This window comes from Rhizomonospora bruguierae (genome assembly GCF_018397995.1).
Classification (GTDB): domain Bacteria; phylum Actinomycetota; class Actinomycetes; order Mycobacteriales; family Micromonosporaceae; genus Rhizomonospora; species Rhizomonospora bruguierae.
This window is the reverse complement of record NZ_BBQH01000045.1, coordinates 20406-35286: the sequence shown is the minus strand read 5'-3', so window position 1 is coordinate 35286 and position 14881 is coordinate 20406. Positions and strand designations below refer to the sequence as shown.

Genomic DNA, 14881 nt, shown 5'->3' with positions numbered 1-14881 from the left:
GCCGGAAAGTGGTCGAGACACCGTTGGACGAAACACGCTGCCGACCGGGGTCCCCCGGCGGCTGCGCGCGGTGCTGGAGGAGACGGGCCACGGCGGCCTCGCGCCGGCGGGCGGAACGGAGACGGCATGACCGAGCAGCGCGAAGACTTCGTGGATACCGACTACGCCGCCCCCGAGGGCGAGCTGGAACAGGCGGTGGCCGGCATCTCGGCGGAGGTGTTGGGAGTGGACCGCGTCGGGCGCACCGACAGTTACTACGACTTCGGCACCACGTCGTTGCAGGCGGTCCGGATCTGCGCCCGGATCCACCGGTTGACCGGCGTCCAGGCGCTGCCGGTCTGGCTGTTCGACAACGACGTGCTGGCCGACTTCGTCCAGCGGTTGACCGCGGCCGGGGCCGACGGCGAGGGCCGGGCCGCCGCCCGGCCGGCACCGACGGGCAACGCCGGGGGAGTGCATGGCTGATCCCTCACCGGTCGGTGCGGTGGCCGCGCCCCCGGTGATCGCCGTGACCGCGACGGCCACCTACCCGATGACCGTCGAGCAGGAGTCGATCTGGCTGGACGACGCGCTGCACGACGGGCCGTCGCGGTACCTGGAGTCGTGGGTGTACCGGTTGACCGGGCAGGTCGACCGGCGCGGCGTGGACTGGGCGTACCGGGAGCTGGTGCGCCGGCACGAGGGGCTGCGGACCCGCTACGTGCTGGCCGGAGAGGATCTGGTGCAGCAGGTGCTGCCGGCGGACGGCATGCCGGGCCTGGCGCGCCGGCCGTGCCCGGCCGCCGAGCTGGACGCCGAGCTGCGGTCGCTCGTCCGCCGGCCGCTGGACCTGGCGGTCGCTCCGATCCGGGGCACCCTGCTGGATGTGGCGGGCCAGGACGTCGTGCTGGTTGTCCAGGTGCACCACATCGTGGCCGATGACTGGGCGCTACACGTGCTGGAGCAGGAGTTCGGGGAGTGCTATCGGGCCTGGCTCGCGGGCCGGCCGGCCGCGCTGGCGGCGGCACCGCAGCCGGGCCGGTACGCGCGGGCGCAGCGCCAGGCCGGGCCCGACCCGGCGGCCCCCGCCTACTGGCGGCGCCAGCTCGCGGGCCTGCCGGCGGACGCCGCCCGCTCGCTGCCACCCGACCGGCCCGAGCAGCCCGTGCCGGGCGGCGCGCAGCTGCGGTTCCAACTCGAACCGGCGGCCGGCCGGCGTATCCGGGCCGCCTGCAAGGCCCTGCGGGTGACGCCCTTCACGCTGATCGCCGCAGCGACCGGGGCGCTGCTGGCGGACGGCACCGGGTCGCCCGAGGTGCTGGTGGGTACCCCGGTGTCCCGCCGCGGGTCGGCGGAGCTGGACCGGATGGTCGCCTATCTGGGCCAGGTGCTGCCGCTGCGCCTGCGGGTGGATCCGGGGCAGCCGTTCGCCGAGCTGGCCCACCAGGTCAAGCGGGTGGCGGCCGAGGCGATGACGCACCGGGACATCCCCACCGCCGAGTTGGCCCGGCAGCTGCGCCGGCCCGGTGCCGGCGCACCGGCGCTGGCCCGTACCGTCCTGGTGCTGGACGACGACAATGCCGGACTGGACCTGCCCGGTATCACCGCCGAGCGCCTGCACGTGCCGTCCGGCGTGGCAAAGTACGACCTGTTGCTCACCCTGGTGGCCGGCCGCACCGGCTACCAGGGTTTCCTGGACTACGCCAGCGACCGGTACACCCACCACGCCGCTCGCCAGCTGACCGACCGGCTGGCCGCGCTCCTCGACGCGGCCACCCGCGAGCCACACCGCCCGTGGTCACTGGCCGACGTGCTGCGCGCCGCGCGGCGAACCTAGCGCCGCGCTTTCACCGGCCGCTGCTGGCCAACTCCGCGGCCGGGTAGCCGGGGACGGGGCGGCGCGCACACAGGTCCGCTACCCGTGCCCGCACGCTCATGCGGACGCTTGGCGGTACCCGGTAGCCGCGCTCCCCGTGCACCTCGACGGACCGGAGCACCTGATCGATCAGCTCGGCGCAGTAGCGGGCGTCCTCCCGCCCCAGTCCCCGCCGCGCGGCGCTGTTCGTGCCGATCCTGATGCCGCCGGTGACGAAGGCCGGCGTCGGGTCCCGAGGGACCCGGTTCTTGTTGACGACGATTCCGCACTCCTCCAGCGCCTGCTCCGCGACGAACCCGGTCATCCCCTTCGGCGAGAGGTCGACCAGCACGATGTGGTTGTCCGTGCCACCGGAGACCAGCCGGTAGCCGAGCCCGGCGAGCGTCTCGGCGAGGACGCCGCCGATCTCCACGATGCGCTCCGCCACCGCCCGGAACTCGGCCGTCGTCACCATGTCCAGGGCCCTCGCCTTGGCGGCGATCGTGTTGAGCGCCGGCGCGCCCTGGGAGAACGGGAACACCGCGCGCTGGAGGAAGTCGGCCAGCGTGCCCCTGCCCCGGGGCGCCGGGGCATCGTGGTCGCGTCCGGACAGGATCAGGCCGCCCCGCGGTCCGAAGAGCTGCTTGTGGGTACAGGTCGTCGTGATGTGCGCGTGGTCGATCGGGCTCGGATGCAGGCCGGTGGCCACCAGTCCGGCGGTGTGCGAGATGTCCGCCAGCAGGTAGGCCCCGACCTCGTCGGCGATCTGGCGGAAGCGGGCGAAGTCGATGCTGCGCGGGTACGCCGTGGCACCGCAGATGATGACGCGCGGGCGGTGCCCGGTCGCCAGCCGGTGCACCTGGTCGTAGTCGATCAGGCCCTCGTCCGTGAGGCCGTACCCGACCACCCGGAAGTACTGGCCGGCGTACGCCGCGGGACTGCCGTGGGTGAGGTGCCCGCCGTGCTCCAGTTCCATCCCGAGCACCGGGTCGCCGGGCCGCAGCAGGGCGGACAGGACCGTGTAGTTGGCGTTGGTCGCCGAGTGGGACTGGACGTTCGCGTAGCGGGCGCCGAACGTCCTTCTGGCCCGGTCGATGGCGAGCTGCTCGATGTCGTCGACGACCTCGCAGCCGGCGTGGTACCGGCGCCCCGGGTACCCCTCGGCGGTCACGTTCACCGCGACCGAGGCCAGGCTGGCCAGGACGGATGGATCCACCACGCTCGACGAGGCCACCAGGGACAGCACGGTGCTCTGCCGGTCGAGTTCGCGTACCAGGACGTCGTACAGTTCGGGGTCGTCGCCGCGGAGCCGGTCGAGGCCGGTCGCCATGATGTTCGTCAAGGGCGCTTCCGTGAACCCGTTCATCGCCGCTCACCGCCGGGTCGCACCGGGGCCGCCTGCGCGGACAGCAGGGCTTTGCGGTCCACCTTGCCGTTCGGTGTGGTGGGCAGCCGGTCCAGCGCCGTGATCGTGCGCGGCACCATGTGGGCGGGCAGCAGCTCCCCGAGCCACTTGCGCAGCTCCGTCTCTGCGACCTCGCCTTCGCCGGACCGGGTGACGAAGGCGGCCAGCCGGGTGCGCCCCCGCGCCCCGGGCGCCACGACGACTGCCTTGGCGATGGCCTCGTGCCGCCGCAGGGTGGCCTCGATCTCGCCCAGCTCGATCCGCAGTCCGTGAATCTTCACCTGGAAGTCCCGGCGGCCCAGCAGCTCCAGCACGCCGTCCGGACGGTATCTGGCCATGTCCCCCGTCTGGTAGAGCCGCTCGGTGCGGCCATCGTGGAAGGTGTGCCACACGAACCGCTCGGCGGTGAGCTCGGGCCGGTTCAGGTAGCCGCGGGCCAGCCCGGTGCCCGCCAGGTAGAGCTCTCCCGGTATGCCCACCGGTACCGGCTGCAGGTGGCGGTCGAGCACGTAGACCCGCTGGTTGGCCATCGGTCGTCCATAAGGGACACTCGTCCAGCCGGGGTCGACCCGCTCGACCGGGAAGATGGTCGAGTCCATGGACGCCTCGGTGGCGCCGCCGAGGCTGATGAACCGCGCCGCCGGCGCGACCCGCCACAGCCGGTCGGCCAGGTTGACCGGGATCCAGTCCCCGCCGAGCAGCGCCAGGCGCAGGTGCCGTGGCGCGGCGGCGCCGTCCAGCTCGACGTACTCCAGCAGCAGCTCAAGCAGGGCCGGTGCCGAATGCCAGACGGTCACCTCGTGGTCGCGCAGCAGGTTCGCCCACGCGGGCGGGTCGCGTACCAGCTCCGGTTCCGGCAGGATCACCCGCCCGCCGGCGCCCAGCATGCCGAGGATGTCGTACACGGACATGTCGAAGCTCGGCGACGACACGCAGAGCACGCTGTCGCCGGGGCCGATGCCGAACCGGTCGTTGAAGTCGGTGAAGTTGTTGACCGCGCCGTGGTGTTGCAGCGCGATGCCCTTCGGGTCGCCGGTGGAACCGGAGGTGTAGATGACGTACGCCAGGTTCTCCGGCCGCACCGCCACCTCCGGCCGGTGCGTCGGATACCCGTCGAGCCGCTCGGTATCCAGGCACAGCAGCGGGGCTCCGGCGTCGGCGAGAACGGACCGCTGGGCCTGTTCGGTGACGACCGCCACGCACCCCGCGTCGGCGAGCATGAGCCGCAGCCGCTGCGGCGGGTAGTCCGGGTCCAGCGGCAGGTAGGCCCCGCCGGCCTTCAGGACGCCGAGGATCGCGACAACCAGCTCGGGCGACCGCCCCAGGCACACCCCGACGATCGTCTCCGGCCCCACGCCGAGTTCGCGCAGCCGGTGGGCCAGCCGGTTCGCGGACGCTTCCAGCTCGGCCCGGCTCAGCACCCGCTGCCCGCACACCACGGCCGGCGCGTCACCGTGCCCGGTGTGCGACTCGAAGAGCTGGTGGAGGCAGGACTCCGCGGGAAACCGGCGAGCGGTGTCGTTCCACTCGACGATGGTCCGCCACTCCCGGTCGGTGAGCATCGCAAGCGTGGTGACCGGTCGGTCCGGCTCGCGGACCGCGGCTTCGAGCAGCGTCCGGTAGTGACCGAGCATCAGGTCGATGGTGCCGGCGTCGAAGAGGTCCGCGCTGACGGCGACGTCCACTGTGGCGCCCTCGGTGCCGGCGCCCACGCGTACGGTGAACCGGATGTCGGCCCGGGCCGGCTGGCCGGCCGGGGCGACGGCTTCCCCCGGTGGCGCGTCGAACCCGGGCATCGACTCGGCGCCCTCCGCCACGCCGAAGAAGACCGGGAACAGCGGCGGACGCGCGGCGTCCCCGGCGGGGCTCAGCTCCCGCACCAGCAGGTCGAACGGCAGCTCCGCGTTGGCGAAGGCGGCCTGTGCGGTCGTCCGGGTGCGCCGCAGGAGGTCGCGGAAGGTGGGCTGCCCGGAGAGGTCACCGCGGAGTATGACGGTGTTCGGGACGGGGCTGCTCGACCCCTGCACCTCGGGCCGCTCCCGTGCCGGGGCGGCGACCCCGACGGCGACGTCCTCCGTGTCGGCGTACCGGGCGAGCATCACCTGGACGGCCGCGAGCATGGTCATGAACAGCGACGCGCCTTCGACCCGGCCCAGCGCCCGCAGCGCGGAAATCAGCTCGGCGGGTAGCTCGGCCTGCCGCCGCCCACCGCGCCGCGGCCGGCTCGACGGGCGGGCGCGATCCGTCGGGAGGTCCAGCGGTTCTAGACCGTCGAGCTGCCGCCGCCAGTACGCGAGTTGGTTCTCCAGAAACGGCTCGCCGGCTCGCTCCCGCTGCCGGGCGGCGTAGTCCTCGTCCTGGATCGGCAGCGCGGGTAGCTCGTTTTTCCCCTTCGCATCGGCCAGCCGCGCCACGGGCTGTTCCGGGTCGGACATGCTGTGTTCTCCCGTCCGGGGCGACCTGCTGTTTCGTCACCCGCCCTGGCAACATCGGACCGTTTATCGGCGGTGTCTCATGTGGAGGTTATGGGCGTGACGACATCGCAACGATATGCTGTCGGAGTTGAGGCGGCAACCGGCTGAAGACGAGGTTTTCGGATGGCCTTGGGTGGGTCCGCCGACGGGTACCGGGCCGCCTGCGCGGTGCGTGCCAGCGTGATCGGTTGCGGGAAGCGGAACTCTATTGTGGAGTATCCACGGGCGCTCGGAGCTGGTCGTTTGGTTGCTGGAGTCGACGGAACCGGTTACCCAACCCGTTGGGGAGCCTTGACAGCCACCGATGGCCACATCTAGCTTGAAGTCAATTGGGGATAGATCCAGCTCTAACTGGCCTCTTCGCGGGAGGTGGTGCTGATCTGGCCGGAGGCTCGCGGTACCGGCGTGGCCGGCCGCCGTCGGCAAGGCTCTTCCCTATGACCGAGACCCGGGTACGAGTGCTCCTCCTCGCAGTTTACGAGGAGGAGTAGCGCTATCTGGCGACGGCCGAAGCGGCCCGTTGTTCACGGCGTATTTTCCCATCATTCTCGCGCACCATTGACCAGGTGAACTCCGAGTATTCTGTCGGCTCATCGGACGGGGGATGATATGACGGATGCCGACCTGCTGGCGAAGCCGTCGCTGGAGGCGAGCGTCCGCGAGGTCTGGACCGAGGTCCTGGGTATCCCGGACATCGACGCGACGACGCCGTTCTTCGACGCGGGCGGGGATTCACTGGCCGCTATGCGGGTGGTGAGCCGGCTCCGCGCCCGGCACGGCACCGTGTCGATGCGTCTTTTCATGTCCGCGCCCACGATCGCCGGCCTGGCGAACGCCCTCGCCGCCGCCTCGGCCCCGCCGGCCTCGGCCCCGGCCCCGGCGGCCGCCGCCGAGGTGCCGACCGCGTCCGGGTCGGTGGCCCGCCGCTACTCGCTCTCCCGCGCGCAATGCCAGATGTGGACGGTCGCCAGCCGCCTGCCCGACGTTGGGTTGTTCATCGTGGCCGGCGCGTTGCGCGTTGACGGGCCGCTCGATCTCGCCGTTCTCGAGCGGGTCTTCGCGGAGTTGGTGACCCGGCACGAGGCGCTGCGTACCCGGTTTGAGGATGTCGGCGAGGGTCCCGTGCAGGTGGTGGAACCGCACGTGGAGGTCACCGTCGAGGTCGAGGACCACACGGCCGACCGGGACCCGGTCCGCAGCTGTGAGAGGCGCATGGCCGTCGCGGGGCGGGAGGCGTTGCCGCTGGACCGGGCGCCGCTCATGCGCGTCGTGGTGCACCGGATCGCCGCCGACCGGCACGTGTTGTTCATGAGCGTGCACCACATCGTGTGCGACGGCCAGTCGCTGACGGTGCTCCAGTCCGAGGCCGCCCGGCTCTACCGGGAGATCGCCGCCGGCGGCGCACCCGCGCCCCGGCCGATCCCGCTCGGCAGCGGCAGGCTCGCCGAGGAACTGGCCGAGTGGCTGACCACCGCCGAGGCGGCACGGCAGCGGGAGTTCTGGCTCGACCGGCTCAGCCCGCCCTTTCCGAGGCTCGCCGACGGCCCGAACTCCCGCTTCGCCGAGCTGGGCACGGCGTCGTTCGTGCAGCGCATGCGGTCGGCGGCGACCAGCGCGAAGCTGTCGGCCGACGACATGCGCGCGGTCAGCGCCGCGGCGCGCAAGCACGGGATGACGGATTTCATGCTCGTGCTCGGGGCGTACGCGGCGACGCTGCGGGCGTGGAGCGGCCAGGACGACATCCGCGTCGCCACGGCGCTCGCCAACCGCGTCGGGCCGGGCATGGACGAGGTCGTGGGGCTCTTCGCCAACACCATCGTGCTGCGCATGCGGCTTGCCGACACCGACCCGGTCGTGGTCAGCCGGCAGGCCCGCGAGGTGTGCATCGACGCGTTCGAAAACCAGAGGTTGCCGTTCGAGGAGCTGCTCGCCGAGCTCCACCACCGGCACCCGGACGCGGGTCCGGCCTTCGACGCGATGCTCGTCGCCCAGAACGAGATCGACGCCGTGGCGCCGGCCGGCGGCCTCGTGTTCGCGCCGTACGAATCCGGCGTGCTCGGCTCCTCGGTCGTGGCCCCCGCGTGCGCCTTCGTCCTCACCGTCGTGCTCATCGAGGGCGCGCTGCTGTTCGAGCTGCGGTACCAGACCGCGACGACCGCCAAGGAGTTGGCCGCCGAGTTGCTCGACGCGATCACGACGGCCGTACGGGCCACTGCCACAGCCCTCCTGGCGGCGCCGTGACGGGTCGTCCGGCTCGTACCGCGCCCGCCTCGGGGTACAGTGCGGGGTGCTGGGCGGGTCGCGATGCGTAGTGACGGCTGAGGCCCGGCGCCGGACGCGCTAAGGAATCGCGTATGAGGTCTCCGCTCCAGGGCGGGCTGCCACCGGTGGGTACGGTGGCCGGCGCCGTCGTGGAGATCGCGTGTGACGAGTCCGGGTTCTCCGGCACCAATCTGCTCGATCCGACCAGCCCGCTGGTCACGCACGCGAGCGTCGACCTGCGCATCGGTGCGGCGGTCGAGCTGATCACGGCGCTGCGGTCCGGGTTCCGGTTCTCGCCGAACGAGTTCAAGTCCGGGCGGTTCCTCCGCAACCCGGCGGCGGGCGAGGCCCTGGAGTGGCTCCTGGCGGCGCTGCGCGGCCGGGCGCACGTCCAGCTGGTCGACAAGCGGTATTTCCTCGCCACCCGGATCGTCGACCTGCTGCTGGCCGAGCCGTCGTACGCGGCCGGTACCCGCCTGACCCGGGACCAGCGCCCGGCCGCCCTCGCCCTGTACCGCGCCGGGCGCGTGGCCGGTCCCGACTGGGGCGTCTTCCTCGCCGCCTTCGTCGAGCTGGTCCGGACCAAACGGCGGCGCCGGCCGGATCCCCTGGCCCTGGAACGGTTCTTCCAGGCGCGGGATGCGCTGCTACGGGCCCGGCTCGGCGCGCCGGCCGACGATGTCCTCGGCGGTCTCGGCCGCGCCCGGGTGCAGGCGGTGCTGGCCAGGCTGTTCGCCGACGACCGGTCGATCCCGCCACCGCTGGAGCCGATGCTGCCGGCGCTGGCCGAGACCGTGCTGTTCTGGAGCGGCGGGGGACAGCGACCGGTGCTGGTGACCCACGACGAGCAGAGCGCCCTCACGGCCGGCCGGTTGCGCCGCCTCCAGCAGGTGCTGGCCGCCGGCTCCCCGCCGCCCGTCGATGCCGATGGGAGCGGCCCGCCGCCGGCCGGGATCTCACCCCTGGCCGGGTTGGTGATGGTCGACTCCCGGGACGATCCGCGGGTCCAGGTCGCCGACCTGCTCGCCGGAATGGCCCGGCGGTCCCCGGAGATCGTCGACGACGGCCCGCTCCAGCCGTTCCTCTCTCCAACCTCGCTGCGCGATCCCCAGCCGCGGCGCACGGCCAGGACGTAGCGACTAACGGGGGAGCCAGGTGCCGGCCCCGCGTTCCAGGGCCGCGGCGTAGACCCCGGCGCCGATGGCGATGTCGTGGATGCCCATGCCGAACGGGTTGACCACCACCGGGCCGGCCGAGCCGGTCGGGCCCGGCCCGCTGCCCGCGACCAGCGTGGCCAGCTCGGCGTCGACGGCCCGGCCCCCGGGTGGCGCCGGCACGCCCGGACCGCTGACCCGGCCGGCCCGGGCCAGCCGGCCCAGCAGGCGGGTCTCGTCCTCGCGGACCAGTGCCCAGTCGTCCACGACCAGGTACCCGCAGCCGAGCAGCAACTCCTCGGTGGCGTCGTCCAGCGAGACGTTGAGGAACACCGCGTCCCGCGGCAGCCACTCGAGCGGCACGTACGGCGACGTGGTCGTGGTCGCGGCGATGCTCACCTCGGCGGTCGACACCGCGGCGCGGGCGCTGTCCGCCACGGTGACCCCGGCGGCCGGCACCAGCGCGCCGGCCGCCCGGGCGAACGCCGCCGCCCGCTCGGGGACGGCGTCGTACACCGTCACCGTGGCCAGCCGGGTCCGGGCGGCCAGCAGCTCCAGGTGGGTACGGGCCTGCCGGCCGCAGCCCAGCAGCGCCAGGTGCCGGACCGCGCCGAGTTCCCGGACGGCGCGCAGCGCCACCGTCGACACCGCGGCGGTGCGCAGCGCGCTGATCAGCCCGCCCTCCAGGATGCCGGCCGGCGCGGCGGTGTCCGGGTCGGCCAGCACGATCAGCCCGTGCGCCCGGGGCAGGCCGCGGTCCGGATTGCCGATACAGGCATTGATGATCTTGCAGCCGTACGCGCCGGCGTACCGGGCCGGCAGGATCAGGCTGCGCGCGGCGGTGCCGTCGGCCGCGGTCCAGCGCAGCGCCGCCTCCGGAGTGATCCCGGCCCGGCCGTCGCGCAGCGCGAGGAACGCGCCGGCGACCACCTCGACCGGGTCGATCGCCTTGACGAGCTCGGCGACCTCGGCCGCGGACAGGTACAGCAGCGCATCGGCGGGCGCCTGGGTGGAGGGCACGACCCGCACGCCTACCGCGCCTGGGCTTCCATCGCCAGCCGCAGGCTCTTGGGTCGCATGTCGGTCCACACCTGCTCGATGTAGGTCAGGCACTCCTCGCGGGGTCGGGCCGCGCCGACCGTCGTCCAGCCGGCCGGCAGGTTCTCCTCGCGGCGGGCCGGCCAGATCGAGTACTGCTCCTCGTCATTGATCACCACGAGGTAGTCGGCGGTCTCGTCGTCGAACATCGCGGGTTCCCTTCGGTAGGTGCGGTGACTTACAGGCGGCTGAGTTCGTCGGTCAGGTCGCGCAGCCCCAGCGAACCGAGCGACAGCGCGGCCATGTGCCAGGACTTCGCGTCGAATGTGGCACCGCGGGCCCGGTGGGCGGCCTGGGCCGCGGCCCGACCGGCCAGCCAGGCGCGCTCGCCAAGCTTGTAGCTGATCGCCTGGCCGGGCAGCCCGAGGTAGCGGTCGATCTCGGCGTCCACCGCCGCCGCCGGCTGGCCGCTGTGCGCCGCGAGGAACGCCCGGGCCAGCTCCGGGGTCCAGCGCTGGCCGGCGCCCATGGGGGAGTCGGCCGGCACCGGCAGCTCCAGGTGCAGACCGATGTCGAGGACCACCCGGATGGCCCGCAGCAGCTGCCGGTCCAGATAGCCGATCCGGTCGCCCGGGGTGCGGAAGTAGCCGAGCTCGTCCATCAGCCGCTCCGCGTACAGCGCCCAGCCTTCCCCGCAGGCGTCGATTCCCCCCACGCTGGACTGGTAGAGCGAGAGCCGGCCGGCAACGTACACCCACTGGCCGTGTTGCAGGTGATGGCCGGGCACGCCCTCGTGGTACCAGGTGCTGAGCAGCTGCCACAGCGGGAACCGGGTCTGCCCGTTGGTGGGCAGCCAGGTCCGGCCGGGGCGGGCGAAGTCCCGCGACGGCGGCGTGTAGTACGGCGCACCGGTGCCGGCCGGCGCGATCCGGGCCTCCACGACGTGCAGCGGTGGCGCCAGCTCGAACGCGGTGCCGTTCAGCTCCCGGATCGCCTCGTCCATGATCTGTTGTAGCCGGATCCGGATCGCCTCGGTCCCCTCGACCGCCTCGCCGTGCTCGTCCAGGTGCCGCATGGCGGCCGCCGGTGTCCCGCCGGGCAGCACCTCGCCGGCCGCCTTGTCCAGCTGCACCCGCAGATCCTGGTAGGTGGCCCAGCCCCACCGGTAGGTCTCGACCAGGTCCAGGTCGGCGCCGGTCCAGAACCGGGCCCAGGCGCGGTACCGATCGGCGCCGATCCCGTCCGGCGAGCCCTCGACCCGTGGCAGGTAGCCGGTACGCAGCCAGTCGCGCAGTGCGGCGGTGCCGGCCGCGGCCTCGGCGGCCGCGGTGTCCAGCGCGGCCCGCAGCGCCGCCGGGACCTGGGCGGGCTCGGCGAAGCCGGCGTACCAGCCGCGCCCATCGGTCGCCGCCAGCCAACGGTCGAGCTGGCCGGCCAGCAGCCGGACCTGGCGGGGTGCCGCGGTGAAGCTGCCGCGGGCGGCCGCCTGCTCCAGGGTTTCGCGGAAGCCGGCCAGGGTGGCGGGCAGCAGACGCATCCGGTGGGCAACGGCGGCCCAGTTGTCGGCGCTGTCCACCGGCATCAACGCGAAAATCTCCTGCACCCGCTCCTGCAGGCCGAAGACGTTCACCAGCTCGCGCAGGTACTCCTCGTCGCCGCTGGTCGCCAGGTCCGCCTCCAGCCGCTCCCGCAGCAGCCGCCCGCACCGCCGCTCGACCGCGGGCAGGTCGCCGGCCGCGACGCGCTCCGCCGCGTCCAGTTCGGTCAGCGTGGCGCGGGACAGCTCGTCGTGCGCGACCCGGCCGGCCGGCGACAGGTCGGGCAGCCGATCCTCGCCGACCGGCAGGCCGAGCCAGGTCGCGATCAGCGGGTTGACCGCGGCGAGCCGGTGCACGTAGCGGTCGGCGAGGTCGCGGATCGGCCGCTCCGGCTTCCGGGCGCTGTCGGTGTCGGTCTGGTCCACGAGCTCGCTCACCATAGGCTCCTCACAGCTCCGCCGGCGCGGTACGGGTCGATGCCGGCGGATCCGCCGGTGCGGCCTGCGGAACCGGCGGGCCGACCACCGTGCCATCGGCGGTGCGGCGGATGGCCCGCACCCCCGGGATCAGCACGGTGAGGCTGCACGGGATGGCGATCAGCGCCGCGCCGCCGATCAGGGTGGCCGCGTTGCCGATGTGCGCGGCCAGCGGGCCGACGATCGCGAACCCGATCGGCATCGCGACCAGTGAGATCATCCAGTCGTAGGACTCCACCCGGGAGCGCACCTCGTTCGGGATGAGCTGCCCGACCGTCGCGCTCCACACGGCACCCAGGAAGAACAGCCCGATCCCGCTGGCGAAGGCCGCCACCCCGATGAGCCAGGGCTGCAGCGGCGGCGCGATGGCCAGCATCGGCGCGATGGTCAGGATCAGGGCCAGGTTCGCCGCGACGAGCGGGCGTTTGGGCTTGAACCGCAGCGTGATGATGCCGCCCACGATCCCGCCGGCCGCCCAGCAGGCGGACAGGATGCCCCAGACACCCGCGCCGCCCAACCGGTCGGCCGCGATGACCGGGCCGAGCACGAAGTACGCGGCCATGGCGGCGTTCCACAGCGAGTGCGCGATCAGGGTCGTCCAGTACCAGGGCCGGATGGTCACCTCACGCCAGCCGGTGCGCAGGTCCCGCCAGAACGGCTCGGCCTTCGCCAGGGTGCGGGGCGCCAGCCGCAGCAGGGCCAGCGAGATCGCGCTCACCACGAAGCTGAGCGCGTCGACGGCGAAGACCAGCCCGGGGCTGAACACGGCGATCAGCAGGCCCGCGGCGGCCGGACCGCCGACGGAGAAGAAGCTGCCCGCGAAGTTGATCAGCGCGGTGCCGCTCTGCAGATGCTTCGACGGCAGGGTCTCCGGCAGCAGACCGCTGGACGCCGGGTCGAAGAACGCGGTCGCCCCGCCGAAGATCGCCGCGCCCAGGCCCAACTGCCAGATCTGCGCGTTGCCGGTGAGCAGCAGCGCCGCCAGCGTGCCCTGCACCACCGCGCGCAGCACGTCGGCGCCGAGCATGACGTAGTTGCGCCGCAGCCGGTCGGCCCACACCCCGCCGACCAGGGTGAAGACCATCGTCGCGACCGTCTGGACCGCGGTGATGTAGCCGATGTCCGCCGCGCCGCCGCCGAGTTCCAGGATCGCGAAGATCAGCGCGATCCGGGTGATCGCGGTGCCGGCCGCGGAGAGGGTCTGGCCGATCCACAGCAGGCGGAAGGCGCGGAAGCGGAACGGCGTCAGGCCCCACCGGTCCTCCTCGGACACCCGCTCTTCGGTCATGTCGGTCCTCCCCGCCGCCCGTTAGCGCGACGCTCCGGTGTCGAATTCGCGCGCATTCCGTGACCGGTCGTTCGCGGTGCCGTCCCAGGCGGGTTCGGTGCTGATTTCGAGAATTGCGCAGCCATAGCTGAAGCCGACTCCGTTGCCGCACAGCGCGACCCGGTCACCGACCCGCACCGCTCCGGTCTCCACCAGGTGGGTGAGCCCGGCCAGCTGGTTTCCGGCGCCCAGATGCCCGACGGTCCGGCCCCACTCCCAGGTGGTCATCGACTCGGCGATGCCGAACCTCTTCCGGAATTCCTGGTCCACCAGGAACTGCCCGACGTTCGCGAAGACCCAGCGACTGATATCGGCGCTGACCAGCCCCGCGTCGGCCAGCGCGGTCTCGACGCTGGTCCGTTCGTGGGTGGACATCGCCCGCAGCATCGGCCGCAGCCGGCGCCGCTGCTCGGCCAGGAACGCCGCGCGGCTGGGGTACTCGCCCGGGTCGGCGGCGACGGTGCCGAGGTATCGGCCGTCGCCGACCACCGCGGTCGACAGCAGCCGGGCCACCCCGGCACCGCGGGACAGCACGACCGCGGTCGCGGCGTCGCCGGCCAACTCACCCTGGCCGGCGCGGTACCGGTCGGTGCCGGGCGGGTTCCGGTCGCTGGTGGTGACCAGCGCGGATGCCGGCGCCGGTGCGGTGCTCAGGTAGGCGGCCGCCAGTTCCAGCGCGGCCAGCGCCCCGTTGCACGCCTGCCGTAGCTCCACCGCCAAGGCCGTGGTGCCGACCGTGCGGCCCTGGATGTAGGAGGCGGGCGGTAAGTCGTCGGGCCCGTGCGTTTCGGAGCTGGCGTGGACCACGAGCCGAACCTCACCGGCCGGCACGCCCGCCCGGGACAGTGCCGCCCGGCCGGCCTCGACCGCCGGGTCCAGGACGCCCCGCTGGTCCTCGAGCACGCTCACCGACAGGTAGCCGTGTGTCTCGCGGAATTCGGGGTCGCATCGCCCGTCGGCCACGGCGGCGGCAATGTCGTCAAGGCTTCCCAATACCATTGCGCTGGCATTGACATACACGTCGCTCCACCGCACGTACCCGACTACTCCCTCCATTGTGGAGGCGGGCCAGAATGCCGCATAGTATGACATATGGTATCGAATTAGATTGATCGTACCCGCTGGCCAAGCGGCGCGCAACCCTTATCCGGTCCGCTGATTGCCGACCCGCCCCGTCGGGCCGGCCCCGGTGTGGATCCAGCGTGGAGGATGCTACCCGCCGGTGGTGCTGCCCGGGCGGCCGAATCACCTGGCATTCCGTGAAACACCGGCGGCAACCGGACCGACCCAACAGGACTGACGACGATGACCGATATCAGGGACGCGCCGCCTACCCGCACTCGGCCCAGTTCCCCGCCGGGTGGTGGATCTGG

At 72.9% G+C, this 14881-nt stretch carries 11 protein-coding genes; 4 read left to right on the top strand and 7 right to left on the bottom strand.

The features are described 5' to 3' along the window. Positions 1-126: 126 nt before the first annotated feature. Positions 127-465 (top strand): phosphopantetheine-binding protein, encoded by a 339-nt coding sequence (locus KJS59_RS22025; RefSeq protein ID WP_213454857.1) that lies wholly within the window; start codon positions 127-129, stop codon positions 463-465. Next, positions 458-1816, top strand: a complete 1359-nt coding sequence (locus KJS59_RS22020; protein WP_213454856.1) for a condensation domain-containing protein — start codon at positions 458-460, stop codon at positions 1814-1816. Before KJS59_RS22025 ends, KJS59_RS22020 begins: the two co-directional genes overlap by 8 nt. Positions 1817-1826: 10 nt before the next feature. Here KJS59_RS22020 and KJS59_RS22015 read toward each other — a convergent pair whose 3' ends face one another. Together KJS59_RS22015 and KJS59_RS22010 are read right to left on the bottom strand one after the other, a co-directional pair. After that, on the bottom strand, positions 1827-3200 hold the full coding sequence (locus KJS59_RS22015; RefSeq protein WP_213454855.1) for a serine hydroxymethyltransferase: 1374 nt from the start codon (positions 3198-3200) through the stop codon (positions 1827-1829). Then, entirely contained in the window at positions 3197-5674 is a 2478-nt protein-coding gene (locus KJS59_RS22010) for a non-ribosomal peptide synthetase (RefSeq protein WP_213454854.1), read from the bottom strand. Before KJS59_RS22010 ends, KJS59_RS22015 begins: the two co-directional genes overlap by 4 nt. Positions 5675-6322: 648 nt before the next feature. Here KJS59_RS22010 and KJS59_RS22005 point away from each other — a divergent pair. Continuing rightward, complete coding sequence (locus tag KJS59_RS22005; protein WP_213454853.1) at positions 6323-7954, top strand: condensation domain-containing protein; 1632 nt, start codon at positions 6323-6325, stop codon at positions 7952-7954. 113 nt (positions 7955-8067) lie between these two features. After that, positions 8068-9111 (top strand): hypothetical protein, encoded by a 1044-nt coding sequence (locus KJS59_RS22000; protein WP_213454852.1) that lies wholly within the window; start codon positions 8068-8070, stop codon positions 9109-9111. 3 nt (positions 9112-9114) lie between these two features. Here the strand turns inward: KJS59_RS22000 and KJS59_RS21995 are convergent, their stop codons facing one another. The 5 genes from KJS59_RS21995 to KJS59_RS21975 are packed head-to-tail and all read right to left on the bottom strand — an operon-like array spanning position 9115 to position 14471. Then, on the bottom strand, positions 9115-10158 hold the full coding sequence (locus KJS59_RS21995; protein ID WP_249714676.1) for an ornithine cyclodeaminase: 1044 nt from the start codon (positions 10156-10158) through the stop codon (positions 9115-9117). 2 nt (positions 10159-10160) lie between these two features. Then, positions 10161-10376, bottom strand: a complete 216-nt coding sequence (locus KJS59_RS21990; protein ID WP_213454851.1) for an MbtH family protein — start codon at positions 10374-10376, stop codon at positions 10161-10163. 29 nt (positions 10377-10405) lie between these two features. After that, positions 10406-12142 carry a DUF885 domain-containing protein gene (locus KJS59_RS21985; RefSeq protein ID WP_213454850.1) on the bottom strand — a complete coding sequence of 579 codons (1737 nt, stop codon included), beginning with the start codon at positions 12140-12142 and terminating at the stop codon, positions 10406-10408. Between the two features lie 10 nt (positions 12143-12152). Further along, entirely contained in the window at positions 12153-13469 is a 1317-nt protein-coding gene (locus KJS59_RS21980) for an MFS transporter (RefSeq protein WP_213454849.1), read from the bottom strand. A gap of 21 nt (positions 13470-13490) precedes the next feature. After that, the gene (locus tag KJS59_RS21975; RefSeq protein ID WP_213454848.1) at positions 13491-14471 is read right to left on the bottom strand and encodes a ketoacyl-ACP synthase III family protein; all 981 of its coding nucleotides are present in this window, start codon (positions 14469-14471) and stop codon (positions 13491-13493) included. Between the last annotated feature and the right edge of the window lie 410 nt (positions 14472-14881).

Coding starts and splice junctions, on each gene's coding strand:
- KJS59_RS22025 (WP_213454857.1), top strand. CDS start 127: ATGACCGAGCAGCGCGAAGACTTCGTGGATACCGACTACGCCGCCCCC.
- KJS59_RS22020 (WP_213454856.1), top strand. CDS start 458: ATGGCTGATCCCTCACCGGTCGGTGCGGTGGCCGCGCCCCCGGTGATC.
- KJS59_RS22015 (WP_213454855.1), bottom strand. CDS start 3,200: ATGAACGGGTTCACGGAAGCGCCCTTGACGAACATCATGGCGACCGGC.
- KJS59_RS22010 (WP_213454854.1), bottom strand. CDS start 5,674: ATGTCCGACCCGGAACAGCCCGTGGCGCGGCTGGCCGATGCGAAGGGG.
- KJS59_RS22005 (WP_213454853.1), top strand. CDS start 6,323: ATGACGGATGCCGACCTGCTGGCGAAGCCGTCGCTGGAGGCGAGCGTC.
- KJS59_RS22000 (WP_213454852.1), top strand. CDS start 8,068: ATGAGGTCTCCGCTCCAGGGCGGGCTGCCACCGGTGGGTACGGTGGCC.
- KJS59_RS21990 (WP_213454851.1), bottom strand. CDS start 10,376: ATGTTCGACGACGAGACCGCCGACTACCTCGTGGTGATCAATGACGAG.
- KJS59_RS21980 (WP_213454849.1), bottom strand. CDS start 13,469: ATGACCGAAGAGCGGGTGTCCGAGGAGGACCGGTGGGGCCTGACGCCG.